Genomic DNA, 19,822 nt, shown 5'->3' on the forward strand with positions numbered 1-19,822 from the left:
CCTGCACAGGCAGAGGGGTTTTGGTGTTAATTCAGCGGGGAATTATTCCCACTCAATCGTAGCCGGTGGCTTACCGCTGATGTCATACACCACGCGGGAAATACCGTTCACTTCGTTGATGATGCGGTTAGACACACGGCCCAGGAAGTCATACGGCAGGTGCGCCCAGTGCGCGGTCATGAAGTCGATGGTTTCCACCGCACGCAGGGAAACAACCCAGTCGTACTTACGGCCATCGCCCATTACGCCGACGGAGCGAACCGGCAGGAACACGGTGAACGCCTGACTCACTTTGTTGTACAGGTCAGCTTTGTGCAGCTCTTCGATGAAGATCGCGTCCGCGCGACGCAGCAGGTCGCAGTACTCTTTCTTCACTTCACCCAGCACGCGCACGCCCAGACCTGGACCCGGGAACGGGTGACGGTAGAGCATGTCGTACGGCAGACCCAGTTCCAGACCGATCTTGCGCACTTCGTCTTTGAACAGCTCGCGCAGCGGTTCAACCAGGCCCATCTTCATCTCTTTCGGCAGGCCGCCCACGTTGTGGTGAGATTTGATGACGTGTGCTTTACCGGTTGCGGAGGCCGCGGACTCGATCACGTCAGGGTAGATGGTGCCCTGCGCCAGCCACTTCACGTCTTCCAGCTTCAGCGCCTCTTCGTCGAACACTTCCACGAACACGCGGCCGATGATCTTACGTTTGGCTTCCGGATCGTTCTCGCCTTTCAGCGCGTCCAGGAAGCGCTGCTCGCCTTCCACGTGAACGATGTTCAGACCGAAGTGGTCGCCGAACATGTCCATGACCTGCTGGGCTTCGTTCAGACGCAGCAGACCGTTGTCCACGAAGACGCAGGTCAGGTTTTTGCCGATGGCGCGGTGCAGCAGCATCGCGGTCACGGAGGAGTCCACGCCGCCGGAGAGGCCGAGGATCACTTTGTCATCGCCAACCTGCTGGCGGATACGCTCAACGGCGTCGTCGATGATTTTTGCCGGAGTCCACAGGGCTTCACACTGGCAGATGTCACGCACGAAGCGCTCCAGCATGCGCATACCCTGACGGGTGTGGGTCACTTCCGGGTGGAACTGCACGCCGTAGAAGCGTTTTTCTTCGTTCGCCATGATGGCAAACGGACAGCTTTCGGTACTGGCAACGGTCACGAAGTCAGACGGGATGGCGGTGACTTTGTCGCCGTGGCTCATCCACACGTCCAGCAGCGGTTTGCCGTCTGCGGTCAGGGAGTCTTCGATACCGCGCACCAGCGCGCTGTCGGTGACGACTTCTACCTGTGCGTAGCCAAACTCGCGCTCGTTAGAGCCTTCTACGTGGCCGCCCAGCTGCATTGCCATGGTCTGCATACCGTAGCAAACGCCGAATACCGGCACGCCAGCTTCGAACACGTACTGCGGCGCGCGCGGGCTGTTCTCTTCGGTGGTACTTTCCGGGCCGCCGGACAGGATGATGCCGCTTGGATTGAATTCGCGAATCTGTGCTTCCGTGACATCCCACGCCCACAGCTCACAGTAAACGCCCAGTTCACGTACGCGACGCGCCACCAGCTGAGTGTACTGAGAACCGAAGTCCAGGATGAGAATGCGATGTTTATGAATGTTTTCCGTCATTGACGCTAATTCCGAGGCAAGAGAAACAAAAACAGAGCGCCCGATTTACTCGTCGTCTTTCAGGCTGCAGGTGCGTTGGCTGCGTCCATTCGCCCCGGTCACATAGTTAACTATGCTCCCGGGGTCTCATGGACTTGCCGCCTTCCTGCAACCCGAAATCCATAGAGTAACTGGATCGGGCGCGGAAACTTATCAGGAGCCCAGACGGTAGTTCGGGGACTCTTTGGTGATCGTCACGTCGTGAACGTGGCTCTCCTGGATACCCGCACCGCTGATGCGTACAAATTCCGCTTTAGTACGCAGCAGGTCAATGGTACCACAGCCGGTCAGACCCATACAGGAGCGCAGGCCGCCCATCTGCTGGTGAATGATCTCCTTCAGACGGCCTTTATAGGCAACGCGACCTTCGATACCTTCCGGTACCAGTTTGTCAGCGGCGTTATCGGTCTGGAAGTAACGGTCAGAGGAGCCTTTGGACATCGCGCCCAGGGAGCCCATACCGCGGTAAGATTTGTAAGAACGGCCCTGGTAGAGTTCGATTTCACCCGGGGATTCTTCGGTACCGGCCAGCATGGAGCCTACCATTACGGCAGCTGCGCCCGCGGCGATCGCTTTGGCGATGTCGCCTGAGAAGCGGATACCGCCGTCAGCGATAACCGGAATACCTGTGCCTTCCAGCGCTTCAACCGCGTCAGACACGGCGGTGATCTGCGGAACGCCCACGCCGGTCACGATACGTGTGGTACAGATAGAGCCAGGGCCGATACCCACTTTCACCGCGCTGCAGCCAGCGTCAGCCAGCGCGCGAGCGCCTGCGCCAGTGGCCACGTTACCGCCGATGATCTGCAGATCAGGGTATTTGGCACGGGTGTCGCGAATACGTTGCAGAACGCCTTCGGAGTGGCCGTGAGAGGAGTCAATCAGCAGGACGTCAACGCCCGCAGCGACCAGCGCGTCAACGCGCTCTTCGTTACCAGCGCCCGCGCCAACCGCAGCGCCGACGCGCAGACGGCCATGCTCGTCTTTACAGGCGTTAGGCTTACGTTCTGCTTTCTGGAAATCTTTAACGGTGATCATGCCGCGCAGGTGGAAGCTGCTGTCAACAACCAGCGCTTTTTCAACGCGTTTTTCGTGCATTTTTGCCAGCACCACGTCGCGGGTTTCACCTTCGCGAACGGTGACCAGACGCTCTTTTGGCGTCATGTACACGCTGACAGGCTGGTTCAGGTCAGTCACGAAACGCACGTCACGACCGGTGATGATGCCAACCAGTTCGTTCTCTTCGGTCACAACCGGGTAACCGGCGAAGCCGTTACGTTCGGTCAGGGCTTTCACTTCGTGCAGCGTGGTGGTTGGCAGAACGGTCTGTGGGTCAGACACGATGCCGGATTCATGTTTCTTCACGCGGCGAACTTCTTCCGCCTGACGTTCGATAGACATGTTTTTGTGAATAAAGCCAATGCCACCTTCCTGTGCCAGGGCGATAGCCAGGCGCGCTTCAGTCACGGTGTCCATTGCCGCAGAGAGCATAGGAATGTTCAGGCGAATGGTTTTCGTCAACTGCGTGCTGAGATCGGCAGTATTCGGCAGAACAGTGGAGTGAGCGGGAACGAGGAGGACGTCGTCAAACGTCAGTGCTTCTTTAGCGATACGTAGCATGGGCAATATCTCTGACCTGGGTGGTTAAATATTGCCGTGGCATTATACAGAGCGTAACCGATTGCATCTACACTTTTTTATAAAAAAGCTTGCGATTGCCTCTCAGCAGGTTACTATCGACTGAATAACTTGCTGATTTAGAATTTGATCCCGCTCACATGTTATCCTCTCAATCCCCCTCAATTTATACCGTCAGCCGCCTGAATCAGACGGTGCGTTTGCTGCTTGAGCAGGAAATGGGGCAGGTCTGGATCAGCGGTGAGATCTCTAACTTCACGCAGCCGTCCTCCGGTCACTGGTACTTTACCTTAAAAGACGACACCGCCCAGGTGCGCTGCGCGATGTTCCGCAACAGCAACCGTCGCGTGACGTTTCGTCCACAGCACGGCCAGCAGGTTCTGGTTCGCGCCAATATCACCCTGTATGAGCCGCGCGGCGATTATCAGATCATCGTCGAGAGCATGCAGCCTGCGGGCGAAGGCCTGCTGCAGCAGAAGTATGAACAGCTAAAAGCCAGGCTCTCTGCCGAAGGGCTGTTCGACCAGCAGTACAAAAAACCGCTGCCCTCCCCCGCCCACTGCGTTGGGGTCATCACCTCGAAAACCGGTGCGGCACTGCACGATATTTTGCACGTGCTGAAGCGTCGCGATCCTTCCCTTCCCGTCATCATCTACCCGACCGCCGTTCAGGGTGACGATGCGCCGGGCCAGATAGTTCGCGCCATTGAGCTGGCGAACGCGCGTCAGGAGTGCGACGTATTAATCGTCGGGCGCGGCGGCGGCTCGCTGGAGGACTTGTGGAGCTTTAACGACGAGCGCGTGGCGCGGGCAATCTTTGCAAGCCTTATCCCCGTGGTGAGCGCCGTCGGCCACGAAACTGACGTAACGATAGCCGATTTTGTCGCGGATCTGCGCGCGCCTACGCCGTCCGCGGCGGCGGAAGTGGTCAGCCGGAACCAGCTGGAGCTGCTGCGTCAGATTCAGAACGGCCAGCAGCGTCTTGAGATGGCGATGGACTACTTCCTTGCCAACCGTACCCGCCGCTTTACCCAGCTTCATCATCGTCTTCAGCAGCAGCACCCGCAGCTGCGTCTGGCGCGTCAGCAGACCGTGCTGGAGCGCCTGCGTCAGCGCATGAGCTTTGCGGTGGACGCGCAGCTCAAGCGCGCGGTATCGCGCCAGCAGCGCGTAACCCAGCGCCTGAATCAGCAGAACCCGCAGCCGAAAATTTATCGCGCGCAAACGCGGATCCAGCAGCTGGAGTATCGTCTGGCGGAAACTGTCCGGGCGCGCCTGAGCACCACCCGCGAACGTTTTGGCAATGCGGTGACCCATCTTGAAGCGGTCAGCCCCCTCTCCACGCTGGCGCGCGGCTATAGCGTGACGACGGCGACGGACGGCAAAGTGCTGAAGCAGACCAAACAGGTGAATACCGGCGATGTGCTGACGACGCGTCTTTCAGACGGCTGGGTAGAAAGCGAAGTGAAATCAATTAAACCGGTGAAAAAGACGCGTCAGCGTAAAACCGGATAATTCCTCGCCGGTTACTTACTATACTGCTGCTATTCCCTTTTTTAATAAGGAGAGCAGCATGCCCCATCTTCATAGCGTTATTCCCCCTTATATTCTTCGTCGTATTATCGAAAGCGGTTCCGAGCCGCAGCAGCGCTGTGCCCGTCAGACCTTAACCCACGTCCAGACGCTGATGGCCCACATGCCCGGCAAACCCGCCGCGCCGCACGTGAATAAAGCCGGGCAGCTGGAGCGCGATATTTACGACGCGAAGCATACCCAGGAGCTGCCGGGTACCCAGGTGCGTTACGAAGGCCAGCCATCGAACGGCGATGTGGCGGTGGATGAAGCCTACGATTATTTAGGTATTACCCATGATTTCTTCTGGAAAGAATATCAGCGCGATTCGCTCGATAATAAAGGGCTTATTTTGACCGGCACCGTTCACTATGGCCGGGAATATCAGAACGCCTTCTGGAACGGTCAGCAGATGGTATTTGGCGACGGCGACGGGGAAATATTTAACCGCTTTACCATCGCCATCGACGTGGTGGCGCACGAGCTGAGCCACGGTGTGACCGAGACCGAAGCCGGGCTTATCTATTTTGAGCAGTCGGGCGCGCTGAACGAGTCTTTGTCGGACGTGTTTGGCTCGCTGGTCAAACAGTACCATCTGAAGCAAACCGCCGATAAAGCAGACTGGCTCATTGGTGAAGGGCTGCTGGCGAAAGGGATCAACGGCAAAGGGCTGCGCTCAATGTCTGAACCCGGCACCGCCTATGACGATCCCCTGCTCGGCAAAGACCCGCAGCCTGCGCACATGAAAGATTTCATTAAAACGCGCGAGGATAACGGCGGCGTGCACCTGAACTCCGGCATCCCCAACCGGGCATTTTATCTGGCCGCGACGGCGATCGGCGGCTACGCCTGGGAAAAAGCGGGTTATGCCTGGTACGACACGGTTTGCGATCGCAAACTGGCGCAGGATGCGGATTTTGAGGCCTTCGCAAAGCTGACGATCGCGCACGGAGAGAAACGCTCCGGCAGCGACGCTGGAGCGGCCATTAAACAAGCCTGGGAACAGGTGGGAGTGTTGTAAATGCAGGTTCCGGAACTGACTGATGACGCCGTGGTTGAGCTGGCCCGGGAAGGCGGCGTCGCTTTTATTCCCAAGCTGAGTGGACAGCGCACCATCGCGCTCTCCTCGCTCAATGAGGCCCAGCGCCAGCGCCTGGTGAGCATCCTGGAGCAGGCTTTTCCACGCGGTCAGCCGCCCGGGCAAGCTTCTTCACCCGGCAGCGGCGACCAGCGCTATTTCCGCATCCAGATTGTCTGGACCGGGCAAAATCAGGCGCACTACGCCGATATCATCGTGCTGGTGCCCGAGCAGGAAGCGCCCGAGTCGCTGGTCGAGCTGTGGCAGAAAGGCGAAGGCTGCGTCTGCGATTAACCTTCGGCCCGAACAAACTCCACGCGTTTTTTAGAGATAAGACCGTGGCCGTTCTGGCAGAAATAGTCCACCGCACCGCAGGCTTTTAATACCTGGAGTGGCTGATGGCACTCCGGGCAACGGGCTTCAAGTGCAATATCTTTATTACAGCTGTCGCAGTGCGCTACCCCGTTCTGGGGCTCCAGCGGTGCCTGGCATTCCGGGCAGGTAATCGACATATTCTCTCCTGTTGGGTTTTACCGGGGCAGGATAACTGCCCCAGTAGGCTGAACATTATCAGGCTTCAGCTGCAGGTTTAGTCTGCGCATTTTCCAGCATGCGGCGCACCGGAACAATAAGGACGATCAGTACCGCGGCACAGATCAGCAGCGCGATGGAGCAGCGCGCGAAGAGATCCGGCAGCATATCCAGCTGATCGGCCTTCACGTGGCCGCCAATCAGGCCCGCCGCCAGGTTACCCAGCGCGCTGGCGCAGAACCACAGCCCCATCATCTGGCCGCGCATTCTTTCCGGCGCAAGCAGCGTCATGGTCGCCAGGCCAATCGGACTCAGGCACAGTTCGCCGAGCGTAAGCATCAGGATGCTGCCCACCAGCCAGAACGGCGACACGCCCGCTCCACCGCTGCTCAGCACGTTCTGTGCCGCCAGCATCATCAGGCCAAAGCCTGCCGCCGCGCACAAAATACCAATAACGAACTTGGTGATGCTGCTCGGGCGAATGTTTTTGCTCGCGAGCTTCGGCCATGCCCAGCTAAACACCGGTGCCAGCAGGATGATGAACAGGGCGTTGATTGACTGGAACCACACCGCCGGGATTTCAAAATCACCAATCATGCGGTTAGTGTAATCGTTGGCAAACAGGTTGAACGAGGTTGGCTTCTGCTCAAACGCGGACCAGAAGAACGCCGCTGAAATCAGCAGAATAAAGCAGACCAACAGCCTGGCGCGCTCTTTACGGTTCAGCCCCGCAAAGACAAACAGATAAATAAAGTAGAGGGCAACGGACGCCGCAATCACGTAGACCAGCACGCTGGCTACCGCGACCGGGTTAATCACAATCACGCCCTGCGCAATCAGCGTCACGATCGTTGCCACGCCTGCCGCCAGCGCCAGCAGCCAAACGCCCACGCCGTTACGCTTCACCACCGGGCTGTTCCAGGTAGAGTCGAGGCCGACTTCGCCGTCATAGCGTTTCATTGCCGGAACGGCAAACACGCGGAAGATAATCAGCGCCACCAGCATCCCGATGCCGCCAATACCAAAGCCCCAGTGCCAGCCGTGAGTTTTAATCAGCCAGCCGGAAATCAGCGGCGCGATGAACGAGCCCATGTTGATGCCCATATAGAACAGCGAGAAACCGCCGTCACGACGCGCGTCGCCTTTTTTATACAGGGTGCCGACCATCACCGAGATACAGGTCTTAAACAGCCCGGAGCCAAGCACGATGAACATCAGGCCGATAAAGAACAGGTTGTTCCCCATCACCGCTGAGAGCGCGATCGACAGGTGTCCGAGCGCAATCAGAATTGAACCGTACCAGACGGCTCTCTGCTGACCGAGCCAGTTATCCGCCAGCCAACCGCCCGGCAGCGCGGCCAGGTACATGGTACCGGCAAAGATACCGACAATCGCCGAGGCGTTTTCACGCGCCAGGCCCATTCCACCGTCATAGACGGTGGCGGCCATAAACAGGATCAGTAACGGACGAATGCCGTAAAATGAGAAACGCTCCCACATCTCGGTGAAGAACAGGGAACCGAGCGGATACGGATGGCCGAAGAACGTTCGGCTCTCTTTTTGATTAACAGTGGATTGCATAATTCTCCCGAAAGGTATGTCGTCGTGCTTGTAAACACCAGCAGGTACGCCGGCCAGTTACGTATCTGGCCGATTTTTTACATGCGGCGAAAAGTTAGTTAACCATTTGATAACCAGGCGCTAGTTTTGTCTAGTACCGGACCCTGGACTTTAAGATGAAAATTCGACGATTGTCTACTTTCTTAGATTTAAACTTGGTTAAAAGTGAATAGTGATTGACTTCACACAGAGAAAACCGGCGGTATGATTGGACAAAAAAAAGCCCGCGATAAACGCGGGCTTTCGTGAAGCAGGTAAAGCTTATTTGCTTTTCTTAATGTGCTTAATCAAGCGTTTACGCTTACGCATCTGGTTTGGCGTCAGGGTGTTGCGCTTGTTGGCAAACGGGTTTTCCCCTTCCTTGAACTGGATACGGATAGGCGTGCCCATTACGTCCAGCGATTTACGGAAGTAGTTCATCAGATAGCGCTTGTAGGAATCCGGCAGGTCTTTCACCTGGTTGCCGTGAATTACTACGATTGGCGGGTTATAACCACCGGCGTGGGCATATTTCAGCTTCACGCGACGGCCGCGCACCAGCGGCGGCTGATGGTCTTCTGCAGCCATATTCATGATGCGCGTCAGCATCGCGGTGCTCTGACGACGGGTGGAGCTGTCGTACGCTTCACGCACGGATTCGAACAGGTTACCCACACCGCTGCCGTGCAGCGCAGAGATAAAGTGCACGCGGGCGAAGTCGATAAAGCCCAGACGGAAGTCGAGAGTCTCTTTCACCTGCTCGCGCACTTCATTGCTCAGCCCATCCCACTTGTTGACCACGATAACCAGTGAGCGCCCACTATTGAGGATAAAGCCGAGCAGAGAGAGGTCCTGATCGGAGATTCCTTCGCGTGCGTCGATGACCAGCAGCACTACGTTGGCATCTTCGATCGCCTGCAGGGTTTTGATAACGGAGAATTTTTCCACCACATCGGTGATTTTCCCGCGCTTACGCACCCCGGCGGTGTCGATGAGGACATACTCACGCTCATCGCGCTGCATAGGAATGTAGATACTGTCACGGGTGGTGCCCGGCATGTCGTAAACGACCACGCGCTCTTCACCCAGAATACGGTTAGTAAGCGTAGACTTACCTACGTTTGGACGACCCACGATGGCCAGCTTGATCGGCAGATCCTGCGGGTTGAAGTCGTCTTCAGGCTCTTCTTCGCCCTCTTCTCCGTCTTCAAACTGCGCCCAGTATTCAGCGTCTTCGTCTACTTCTTCCGGCGGGTTTACTTCGTCAACCCACGGCAGCAGAACGGTTTCCAGCAGGCTGGTGACGCCACGGCCATGCGATGCCGCAATCGGGTAGATTTCACCCAGACCCAGAGACCAGAAATCCGCGACGGCCTGATCGGCATCGATGCCGTCAGTTTTGTTCGCCACCAGGAAGGTCGGCTTTTCGCGTGAACGCAGGTGTTTGGCAATAGCGGAGTCCGCCGGCATCAGGCCAGCGCGCGCATCCACCATAAACAGCACCACATCCGCCTCTTCAATCGCCAGCAGCGACTGTTCCGCCATGCGGGTTTCAACGCCGTCTTCTGTGCCGTCAATACCACCGGTATCAATACAGATGAACTCGCGTCCTTCCACCTCTGCACGACCGTACTTACGGTCACGCGTCAGCCCCGGGAAATCCGCAACCAGCGCATCACGGGTGCGTGTTAAACGGTTAAAAAGAGTGGATTTTCCAACGTTAGGGCGCCCGACAAGCGCGACCACAGGTACCATGTTTGAAGCCTCATAAAATTCAAAATAACGTCGCTTTCGCGGCGTTTTTAAAAATGTCAAAACGGCTCCTGAGTGAACAGGAGCCGTTTAGTATACTACAACCGCCGGGTAATTAACGCGTGATCGCGTACAGCGTGCCGTCTTTTGCCTGAATCAGCAGTTTGCCGTCGGCCACAACCGGATCGGTCAGGAAACCAGAACTGTCGACTTTCTGCTGTGCAACAAAGCGGCCGTTATCCGGATCGATCCAGTGCATATACCCTTCGCTATCGCCAACCACCAGGCTACCGTTGTACAGCGCAGGCGAGGTCAGCAGACGGTGCAGCAGATCGCTTTGCGTCCACAGCGTCACGCCGCCTTCGGTGCTCAGCGCCAGCAGACGGTCGTTCTGATCGACCATATAGATGCGGTTGCCCTCAACGATGAAATCGTTCACAGAGCCCAGCTCACGTTTCCACATGATCTGGCCGCTGCGCAGATCCAGCGCGGTCAGGTTGCCGTTATAGGCCAGCGCGTAAACCACACCGTTAACGATGACCGGCGTTGTGTCTACGTCGCTCAGGCGGTCGATTTCCGTTGAGCCAGTAGCCTGAGAGATACGCTGCTGCCAGATCATCTGACCCTGCTGCATCAGCACGGCGCTCACGCGACCGTTGTCACCGCCCACAATGGCAGCACCAAATGCGGTAGCCGGTGCTGATTCGCCGCGCAGAGAGAGCGCAGGCATATCCAGGTTAACGGTCCATTTCACCAGACCGTCAGCTTCGTTCAGCGCCTGCAGCTGGCCGTTGCTGGTATGAATCAGCACCAGGCCGTCGCTCACCACCGGGCGAGACAGGGATTCACCCGCTACGGTTGTTTGCCAGGCAATAGAACCGTCGCTGCTGTTCAGCGCATAAACCTGCGCTTTTTCGCTGCCCACGTAAACATGGCCACCGGCAACGGTCAGACCGCCAGAGAGCAGTGCAGGTTTACGGGAGAACCAGCCGTCTTTTTCCGCCAGGTTAACGGACCATACTTCTTTCCCGTCATCGGCGTTCACCGCTTTCACGGTACCTTTGCGGTCAGCGGCATAGACAACGCTGTCTGCATACGCAGGATGAAGGTTGGAATAGAAATCACCAATCCCATTGCCCACGGAGACATCCCACGCGGTGGATGGGGTAAACTGGTTTTCAACCGTCGGCAGTGGGGACATTTTCACAACGTCTTCTTCGCCACTGAACAGTGAACAACCACTCAATAACGTAACAGAAAGCAGTCCTGGCAGAAGTAATTTACGCAATTGCATCGGGTCCCTCTCAGACGGACAAATTATTTATTTTCATCTGCATCATTTCGCTCAGCGCAGGTGAAGCATTGCTCTCTACGCCAGCTTGCCACGCTTTACGCGCGCCCGCTTTGTCACCTTTGCTCAGCAGTGCTTCACCGCGCAGATCGGCAACGATGGCAGCAAAACCTTCGCCTTTGATGGTATCGAGCGTTTTCAGCGCATCGTCAGCTTTTTTCTGCTGAACCTGAATACGTGCCAGGCGCAGATTGATCACCGCTTTCAGGTTCTCATCGCTTGCCGCAGCAAGGCTCTGCGAGAGCTGTGCAGCGGCTTTATCCAGTTCGTTCTTATCAACGTACTGCTGAGCCACTTCCAGCGCAGCCAGTGCACCGTAGGTGTTTTTGTTGTCAGCCGCAAATTTTTCTGCCGCCGTCAGCGTTTGCGGCTGATCGGCACGAATTGCGCTCACGGTATTTTCATAGGACAGAGACGCGCCGCGCGCGGAATCCGCCTGATGATTGTTCCAGTAACGCCAGCCCACCAGCGCACCGATACCTAAAACAACCCCAACAACCAGCGCTTTGCCGTTTTCAACAAAGAAGCGCTTAATCGCGTCGACCTGATCGTGTTCGTTCTCGTAAATTTCCACGCAGTCCTTCTCCTTAGCCCAATAGAGTGCGCAAGTGCGCCGCAACGCCGTCCTGCGTTACCGTTGTCTGCTCACCAGAGCGCAGGTCCTTCACCACCACTTCGCCGTTAGCCACTTCGGACTCGCCCAGCACCAGTGCAATACTTGCGCCCCACTTATCGGCACGAGCAAACTGTTTTTTAAAGTTGCCGCCGCCATGGTTGGTCATCAGCTTAACGCCCGGCAGCGCATCGCGCACGCGTTCGGCAAGCTGCATCGCCGCAGACTGCGTTTCCGCGCCTGAAGCCACCAGGTATATATCGACAACGGAATCTGCTTTAAATTCCGGATTAACTGCCTGAACCAGCAAAACAAGTCGCTCAAGGCCCATCGCGAAGCCAACAGCAGGGGCTGCGCGACCGCCAAGCTGCTCAACCAGACCGTCATAACGGCCGCCCGCGCACACGGTGCCCTGAGAACCGAGGCTGGTGGTCACCCACTCAAACACGGTGCGGTTGTAGTAGTCCAGACCGCGCACCAGGCGCTGATTCACGGTATAGGCGATGCCTGCCGCTTCAAGCAGCTTGCACAGGCCCGCGAAGTGTTCGCGAGATTCTTCATCCAGGTAGTCACCCAGCGCAGGCGCATCGTTCAGCAGTGCCTGAACATCCGCGTTTTTGGAATCCAGAACGCGCAGCGGGTTGCTGTACATGCGACGTTTGCAGTCTTCGTCCAGCTTCTCTTTATGCTGTTCCAGGAACGCCACCAGCGCATCGCGGTAGTTAGCGCGTGCTTCCAGAGAACCGATAGAGTTCAGCTCAAGAGAAACGTGATCGGCGATACCGAGGGCGCGCCACCAGCGGGCGGTCAGCATAATCAGTTCAGCGTCGATGTCCGGGCCCTGCAGGCCAAAGACTTCCACACCCAGCTGATTGAACTGACGATAACGACCTTTCTGAGGACGTTCGTGGCGGAACATCGGGCCGATATACCACAGGCGCTGCTCCTGATTGTACAGAAGACCATGTTCGATGCCGGCGCGTACGCAGCCCGCCGTACCTTCCGGACGCAGGGTCAGGCTGTCGCCGTTGCGGTCCTCAAAGGTGTACATCTCTTTTTCAACCACGTCGGTGACTTCACCGATCGCGCGTTTGAATAACGGGGTCTGCTCTACAATCGGCAAACGGATTTCGCTGTAACCGTAGCTGCCGAGCACCTGCTTCAGTGTGCCTTCAATGCGCTGCCAGATGGCGGTTTCGCCAGGCAGATAATCGTTCATGCCGCGGATGGCTTGAATGTTTTTTGCCACGTTTATTCTCTTTCTATATACAAAAAAAACCCAAAGAATGGGTTCAATCATACATGGGAAGCGGCACGCTTCCCATCACGTTATTTTTCAACCTGCTGAACGCTGATACGCTGTGTTTCGTCCATCATGGCGGCTTTGGCGCGGATGCGGGCTTCAAGCTGGTCGATCATGTCGCTATTATCCAGACGATCTTTACGAACGCCATCTTCATAGAGACCACTTTTCTTGTTACCGCCGGTTACGCCCAGGGTTGACACCAGTGCTTCACCCGGACCGTTTACCACGCAGCCGATGATGGAGACGTCCATCGGGGTGATAATGTCTTCCAGACGCTGCTCCAGGGCATTCACCGTCCCGATCACATCAAACTCCTGACGCGAGCAGGTTGGGCAGGCAATGAAGTTGATCCCACGCGCGCGAATGCGCAGCGACTTCAGGATATCGAAACCGACTTTGATCTCTTCGACCGGATCGGCCGCCAGCGAGACGCGCAGGGTGTCACCGATCCCTTCAGAGAGCAGCAGCCCCAGACCGATCGCAGATTTTACAGAGCCGCTGCGCAGGCCGCCCGCTTCGGTTATCCCGAGGTGCAGAGGCTGGTCGATCTGTTTTGCCAGCAGACGATAAGACTCCACCGCCAGGAACACGTCGGACGCTTTTACGCTGACTTTGAACTGATCGAAGTTAAGACGATCGAGATGATCGACATGACGCATCGCGGATTCGAGCAGCGCCTGTGGCGTCGGCTCGCCGTATTTTTCCTGCAGGTCTTTTTCCAGGGAACCGGCGTTAACGCCGATACGGATAGGAATATTTTTATCGCGGGCGCAGTCCACGACCATGCGGATACGCTCTTCGTTACCGATGTTGCCCGGGTTAATGCGCAGGCAATCGACGCCGTATTCGGCCACTTTCAGTGCGATGCGGTAGTCGAAGTGGATATCAGCCACCAGCGGAACGCTGACCTGCTGTTTGATCAGTTTGAACGCCTCAGCGGCATCCATGGTTGGGACGGAAACGCGAACAATGTCCGCGCCTACACGTTCTAATGCTTTGATTTGATTGACCGTCGCTTCCACATCAGTAGTGCGCGTATTGGTCATCGACTGAACGGCGATAGGTGCCCCATCGCCGATTGGCACATTCCCAACGTAAATCCGTTTCGATTTTCTACGTTGAATCGGAGCCTGGTTATGCATGAAAAATCTCCCGCGTTGCCCGTCTGTTACTGTGCTGCTGATTGTTCGGCATTAACGGTAAGACGTGCAACCTGGTTAGTTCTGATAAAGCGGCTCAGGTCGACAGGTTTTCCTTGATACTGGATCTGTACCGCTGCTGGAGCGCCGATTTTAAGTTTATAGGGAGCCTGGCCGGTTAGGTTTAACGTGCCATCTTTACGCTGCAGGCCGCTGAACAGTTTTTTACCTGTCGCGTCAGTCACTTCCAGCCAGCAGTCGGCGCTGAAGTTCATCACCAGCGCGTTGGGATCGGCTGCTGTTGCCGTCCCCGCCGGGCTGGTTGGCAGAGACGCTGCGCTATTGTCTGCAGGCTGAGTAGCCGCAGACGCGTTCGCCGCAGTATCAACATTCGCCTGAGAAGGGGCAACAACCGCGTTTTGATCCTGAGCCTGCGGCGCAGCGGTGTTAGCCGTTGCTGCCGGAGCCTGTGCTGCATCGGTCGCCGACGCGTCTGGCGCTGCGGTCTGTGGCTCGCTGGAGGACGCTGCACCGTCGGTATTCAGCGGCACGTTCTGGGCATTCTCACTTCCGGCCTGGTTGAGTTCAGCAGAGGATTGATCGGCCATGGTGGTGATCTCTTCCTGCTGGGCTTTGTGGTTTTGCCACCACCATGCGCCCGTCAGGCCAATCACCACAAACAGCACCAGCCAGGTAAAGCTCATCAGCCAGCCATCGCGTTTTTTACGACGTTTCCCAAGGGAGAAGGTCTGCATCGGCGCAACTTTTGCTGCACGGACCGGTGCCTGCTTCTCCATCATTGGCAGTAATTCATTTTCGGGGATATGGACCAGTTTTGCGTAAGAGCGGATATAACCGCGCAAGAACGTTGAAGCCAGATCGGCAGGCGCCTTATCTTCTTCAATATCGCGAACCGTGGAAACCTTCAGGCACAAGCGTTCCGCAACGGCTTGCTGGCTGAGTCCGAGTTGTTCACGGGCGTTGCGAAGACGAACGCCAGTGGAGAGTGCTTCATGTTGGTCGTGAGTGGCTTCAGTATTCATTCGCTACAACTACTGGTACGTGAAAAATAAGGGTTCAGGTGCCGGTGAGTCACAATGCCACCCGCACCGCGAAACTTCTGGTCAGTTAACCTTGAACAGAGAGTATAAGACTGTCAGCCCGGAGATGACAGTACAGCCCTGCCCGTACGGCTAAACTGTTGTTACGTCGTTACATACTGCCCGAAAGTCGGATGAAACGCACCGTAATTATTGTTCAGTCATCACGAATCTGACTGATTATTCAGTAAGACCAGGCTTCACGGCGCAGATAATGCGCCGTGAGTGCATAATAATCAAACAGCTTTAACCGCGATCGTCTCACCCTGCATGCGTTTACGCAGGGTACGTTTGGTACGGTCAATAACATCACCAGCCAGCTGTCCGCATGCTGCATCAATGTCATCACCACGGGTTTTACGCACGATAGTGGTGAAACCATACTCCATCAGCACCTTGGAGAAACGGTCGATACGGCTGTTCGAGCTACGGCCATACGGCGCCCCCGGGAACGGGTTCCATGGGATCAGGTTGATTTTGCATGGCGTATCTTTCAACAGTTCAGCCAGCTGATGCGCATGTTCGGTACCGTCGTTGACGTGGTCAAGCATCACGTACTCGATGGTGACGCGGCCCTGGTTGGCGTTGGATTTCTCCAGATAGCGACGCACCGCAGCGAGGAAGGTTTCGATATTGTACTTTTTGTTGATCGGCACAATTTCGTCACGAATTTCGTCGTTTGGTGCATGCAGGGAGATCGCCAGCGCAACGTCAATCATATCGCCCAGCTTGTCCAGCGCAGGCACAACGCCTGAGGTAGACAGCGTTACGCGACGCTTAGACAGACCAAAACCGAAGTCATCCAGCATGATTTCCATCGCCGGAACGACGTTGGTCAGGTTCAGCAGCGGCTCACCCATCCCCATCATCACCACGTTGGTGATAGGACGCGTACCGGTTACTTTTGCCGCACCCACGATTTTCGCGGCACGCCAGACCTGGCCGATAATTTCTGACACCCGCAGGTTACGGTTAAAGCCTTGCTGCGCGGTTGAGCAGAATTTGCACTCCAGCGCACAGCCTACCTGAGAGGAGACACACAGCGTGGCGCGGTCTTCTTCCGGGATGTAGACGGTCTCAACGCGCTGATCGCCTACCGCAATCGCCCATTTGATGGTGCCATCTGCGGAGCGCTGCTCTTCCACGACTTCCGGTGCGCGGATTTCCGCCACTTCCTTGAGCTTGTTGCGCAGGACCTTGTTGATGTCAGTCATGTCATCAAAATTGTCGCTGCAGTAATGGTACATCCACTTCATGACCTGATCGGCACGAAACGGCTTTTCGCCCATCTCTTTAAAGAACTCGCGCATCTGCTGACGGTTCAGATCCAGCAGGTTGATTTTTCCATTTTTATTGGGAACCGCAGGAATGGCGACTTCGGAGGTATTCACTAATTCAGACATAATATTTTCCGGCCTCGTTGTTACACGTTATGGCCCATGGAGGGTTGAATAGAAACGCCCCGGAAAGCAGTCTGCTCGTCCGGGGCGTTGCATTGTACAAAGTCTGGCGCAGGGATGCCACGTCTGGACGCGGCATTTACGAAAATAATGTGTAAACGAAACCGTTAAATTAACGGGTGCGTGGACACACTTCGCCTTCTGCGAAGAAGAAAGCGATTTCGCGTGCAGCAGATTCAACAGAGTCAGAACCGTGGGTGCCGTTCTCGGTGAAGCTGTCCGCATAGTCAGCGCGCAGAGTACCTGCCAGCGCGTTGTCCGGGTTGGTTGCGCCCAGCAGGTCACGGTGACGCTGTACTGCGTTTTCGCCTTCCAGCACGGATACCACGATTGGACCGGAGGTCATGAACTCAACCAGGCCGTCAAAGAATGGGCGACCTTCGTGCTCAGCGTAGAAACCGCGAGCCTGCTCAACGGTCAGGTGCAGCATTTTGGTGCCAACAATTTTGAACCCTGCAGATTCAAAGCGAGCGAAGATGCTGCCAATAACGTTTTTTGCCACCGCGTTTGGTTTGATGATGGAAAAAGTACGTTCAATAGCCATGATAACCTCTGTCAATGTTCTGTTGTTTTGCATACCTGAGTATGGTGTGGCGCGGATTATAATGAGCAATAGCGCCATTGCCTATGGATTCAGGTAACATTTTTTTAAAATAAGACGAGTTTTAGCAACAGCTCACATCAGAAAGCTGTTTTCAGATCACTGCAGCGTAAAATTCACCGTCGCGACCTGCCCGGTCTCATCCATAACGAGTAACTGATAATCGCCCGATTTATCAAGCTGTAATGTGTAAACTCTTCCCTTCACATTCAGCGGTTCACCGTTCAAAAACCACCAGCGCTCGCCGCTATTGCCGGTCGCCTGAAGCGGCAGCGAAACGCGGGATTCCCCCGGCAGACGTTTGATGACGGCCCCTTCTCGCACGCCTGTCAGGATGAGTGGCGCAGGTGCGTCCTGCGACAGCGGAGGACAGGTGGTTGATGAAGGAGGGACCCGTACCGCGCGACGCTCGGTCGCCGGCAGCCAAGGCTCCAGCGGCAGCGGCCAGACATCCAGTACTTTTTCAGTTGCATCAGGGCAATCTGCCGCCACGCGTTTACCCGTTTTATCCAGCCAGACCGGGAAGCGAATGCCGCGTATCCCTTCCTGTTCGGGCAATAGCAGCGTGGGCGGTTCACTCCCTTCCAGCAGCCAGGTCGACAGGCGACGCCGACAGTTTTCGCTCCCTTCCGGCAGCGACTGGCCGCCCGGCCAGCAGATCACGCCCCGCCCGACGCTCTCCGGACGCGGGTCGCGCGGCAGGCGGGCTTCGTCTACCGTTGAGCGTGACTGAAGCAGGTTATTGACCTGATTTAACAGTGGAACTGCGCTGGCGAAACCAAACTGCCCCGCTACGGGCGTGCCGTCCGGTCGTCCTGTCCAGATGCCAATCACGTAGCGGGCATTAAGACCAATGGCCCATGCATCACGGTAGCCGTAGCTGGTGCCGGTTTTCCACGCCAGCGGCGCGATCTGCGGTAATGCATTATCCGGCAGCGGCTGCGCCTCGTTCGCCAGAATACGGCGAATAATCCACGCCGAGCCTTGCGACAGCAGCGGACGTTCAATGAGCGGATCGCCCGGCTGTAACCGCAGCCTCCCCGCCTTACCGTGTCGGGCAAACGCGCTGTAGGCCGCGGCGATATCGCCCAGCCGGGCGCCTGCCCCGCCGAGGATCAGGGACAGATTCGGCTGCGCCCCCGCAGGCAGGATCAGCGGCAAGCCTGCGTTGCTCAGCATCCCGGCAAAACGTTTTGGCCCGTAGGCTTCCAGTACCTGTACCGCAGGCAGGTTGAGGGAGCGCACCAGCGCTTCACTCATGCTAACCGGTCCGTGGAACCCACTGTCAAAATTCCCGGGGCGATAATCACCGGTTTTTCTGGGAACGTCCTGGAGCAGCGAGGCAGGATGGATCAGGCCATCGTCCAGCGCCATACCGTAAATAAAGGGCTTTAAGACCGATCCCGGGGATCGGATCGCATTGACCATATCCACGTGGCTGAAACGCGTGTCATCGTTAATATCCACCGAGCCGACCCAGCCGCGCACTTTCATATCGGTATGATCCACGACGATCATCGCCAGCGAGCTGCGTGCCGGCAGGCGAGATTTCCAGTTCATCGCCAGCTCTTCCAGCTGCCGCTGCAGTCCGGCATCCAGCGTGGTGACAATTTTTGCGTCGCGACTTTTGCCGAGCATCATGCGCGCAAAGAGCGGCGCCAGCTGCGGCATCTGTCGGGGCGCCAGCCATACCGATTCTTCCCGTGATTCTTTAACCTGCTTCGCGGACCAGACGCCCTGCGTGACCATGCGGTCGAGCACTTTGTTGCGCGCCGCCTCGGCCCGTTCAGGCCAGCGGTCCGGACGCAAGCGGCTGGGTGCCTGAGGCAGTACCGCCAGCAGCGCCGCTTCGGAATAGCTGAGCTGCGACGGCGGTTTGCCGAGATAGGTCCAGCTTGCCGCCCCGACGCCCTGCAGCGTGCCGCCAAAGGGGGCACGGTTGAGATAGAGCGTCAGGATGTCTCGTTTAGAGAGGTGCCACTCCAGCTGCATCGCCCGCCAGAGCTGACGAACTTTGCCGCCAAAGGTGCGCGGATGCGGGTCCAGCAGGCGTGCCACCTGCATGGTGAGCGTGCTTCCGCCAGAGACGACTTTGCCAGAACTGAGATCCTGCCAGGCAGCGCGCAGGACAGAGAGCGGGTTTACGCCTGGGTGATCCCAGAACCAGCGATCTTCATACTGGATCAGCGCCTCAAGGTAGCGGGGAGAGACCTCTTCAATGGTAACCGGGTAGCGCCAGATCCCGTCGCTATCGGCAAAACGCCAGAGCGGCGTGCCCTTCTCATCTACCACCACCCGGGCGGGATTAACCTCTTTCAGAGGCAACGGCCACAGGCGGTCGGCGGCGACAATCAGCCCCCATAAAACGAGAAGCGCTCCCGCCAGCCATAGCCAGCGGGAGCGTGTCAGACGTGCCATTTGCAT

At 56.9% G+C, this 19,822-nt stretch carries 16 protein-coding genes; 3 read left to right on the top strand and 13 right to left on the bottom strand.

Annotation, left to right across the window (positions count from 1 at the left end; genetic code table 11):
* Window positions 1-42 precede the first annotated feature (42 nt).
* Both guaA and guaB read right to left on the bottom strand, forming a co-directional pair.
* Window positions 43-1,620: a glutamine-hydrolyzing GMP synthase gene (gene guaA, locus NI40_RS16410; protein WP_006811514.1), complete on the bottom strand. Its 1,578-nt coding sequence runs from the start codon at window positions 1,618-1,620 to the stop codon at window positions 43-45.
* A gap of 192 nt (window positions 1,621-1,812) precedes the next feature.
* Window positions 1,813-3,279, bottom strand: a complete 1,467-nt coding sequence (gene guaB, locus NI40_RS16415; protein ID WP_023333022.1) for an IMP dehydrogenase — start codon at window positions 3,277-3,279, stop codon at window positions 1,813-1,815.
* Window positions 3,280-3,437: 158 nt separating this feature from the next.
* Between guaB and xseA the strand changes: the two genes are divergently transcribed.
* Genes xseA through NI40_RS16430 form a run of 3 tightly spaced genes read left to right on the top strand, consistent with a single transcriptional unit; the run spans window position 3,438 to window position 6,240 of the window.
* Window positions 3,438-4,811 carry an exodeoxyribonuclease VII large subunit gene (xseA, locus tag NI40_RS16420; protein ID WP_039263732.1) on the top strand — a complete coding sequence of 458 codons (1,374 nt, stop codon included), beginning with the start codon at window positions 3,438-3,440 and terminating at the stop codon, window positions 4,809-4,811.
* Between the two features lie 58 nt (window positions 4,812-4,869).
* Complete coding sequence (locus NI40_RS16425) at window positions 4,870-5,889, top strand: M4 family metallopeptidase (protein WP_039263733.1); 1,020 nt, start codon at window positions 4,870-4,872, stop codon at window positions 5,887-5,889.
* The gene (locus NI40_RS16430; RefSeq protein ID WP_039263734.1) at window positions 5,890-6,240 is read left to right on the top strand and encodes a protealysin inhibitor emfourin; all 351 of its coding nucleotides are present in this window, start codon (window positions 5,890-5,892) and stop codon (window positions 6,238-6,240) included.
* Here NI40_RS16430 and NI40_RS16435 read toward each other — a convergent pair.
* From NI40_RS16435 to pbpC, 11 genes are all read right to left on the bottom strand, one after another.
* Window positions 6,237-6,458: a zinc ribbon domain-containing protein gene (locus NI40_RS16435; RefSeq protein WP_023308796.1), complete on the bottom strand. Its 222-nt coding sequence runs from the start codon at window positions 6,456-6,458 to the stop codon at window positions 6,237-6,239. The genes NI40_RS16430 and NI40_RS16435 overlap by 4 nt on opposite strands.
* A 58-nt stretch (window positions 6,459-6,516) precedes the next feature.
* A complete protein-coding gene (locus NI40_RS16440; protein WP_023308797.1) occupies window positions 6,517-8,058 on the bottom strand; it encodes a peptide MFS transporter in 1,542 nt (513 codons plus the stop codon).
* Between the two features lie 300 nt (window positions 8,059-8,358).
* Complete coding sequence (der, locus tag NI40_RS16445; protein ID WP_023308811.1) at window positions 8,359-9,831, bottom strand: ribosome biogenesis GTPase Der; 1,473 nt, start codon at window positions 9,829-9,831, stop codon at window positions 8,359-8,361.
* 112 nt (window positions 9,832-9,943) lie between these two features.
* Complete coding sequence (bamB, locus tag NI40_RS16450) at window positions 9,944-11,122, bottom strand: outer membrane protein assembly factor BamB (protein WP_039263735.1); 1,179 nt, start codon at window positions 11,120-11,122, stop codon at window positions 9,944-9,946.
* Window positions 11,123-11,132: 10 nt separating this feature from the next.
* Complete coding sequence (locus tag NI40_RS16455; RefSeq protein WP_039263736.1) at window positions 11,133-11,753, bottom strand: YfgM family protein; 621 nt, start codon at window positions 11,751-11,753, stop codon at window positions 11,133-11,135.
* Between the two features lie 13 nt (window positions 11,754-11,766).
* Window positions 11,767-13,041, bottom strand: a complete 1,275-nt coding sequence (hisS, locus tag NI40_RS16460; protein ID WP_032622984.1) for a histidine--tRNA ligase — start codon at window positions 13,039-13,041, stop codon at window positions 11,767-11,769.
* Between the two features lie 80 nt (window positions 13,042-13,121).
* Entirely contained in the window at window positions 13,122-14,240 is a 1,119-nt protein-coding gene (ispG, locus tag NI40_RS16465; protein ID WP_023308814.1) for a flavodoxin-dependent (E)-4-hydroxy-3-methylbut-2-enyl-diphosphate synthase, read from the bottom strand.
* Window positions 14,241-14,266: 26 nt separating this feature from the next.
* Entirely contained in the window at window positions 14,267-15,280 is a 1,014-nt protein-coding gene (gene rodZ / locus NI40_RS16470; RefSeq protein WP_039263737.1) for a cytoskeleton protein RodZ, read from the bottom strand.
* A gap of 293 nt (window positions 15,281-15,573) precedes the next feature.
* Window positions 15,574-16,740 carry a bifunctional tRNA (adenosine(37)-C2)-methyltransferase TrmG/ribosomal RNA large subunit methyltransferase RlmN gene (locus tag NI40_RS16475; RefSeq protein WP_014171168.1) on the bottom strand — a complete coding sequence of 389 codons (1,167 nt, stop codon included), beginning with the start codon at window positions 16,738-16,740 and terminating at the stop codon, window positions 15,574-15,576.
* 169 nt (window positions 16,741-16,909) lie between these two features.
* Window positions 16,910-17,341 (bottom strand): nucleoside-diphosphate kinase, encoded by a 432-nt coding sequence (ndk, locus tag NI40_RS16480; protein ID WP_003860625.1) that lies wholly within the window; start codon window positions 17,339-17,341, stop codon window positions 16,910-16,912.
* A gap of 156 nt (window positions 17,342-17,497) precedes the next feature.
* A complete protein-coding gene (gene pbpC, locus NI40_RS16485; protein ID WP_039263738.1) occupies window positions 17,498-19,822 on the bottom strand; it encodes a peptidoglycan glycosyltransferase PbpC in 2,325 nt (774 codons plus the stop codon).

This window comes from Enterobacter sp. E20 (assembly GCF_000801755.2).
In the GTDB taxonomy this organism is placed as follows: Bacteria; Pseudomonadota; Gammaproteobacteria; order Enterobacterales; family Enterobacteriaceae; genus Enterobacter; species Enterobacter asburiae_B.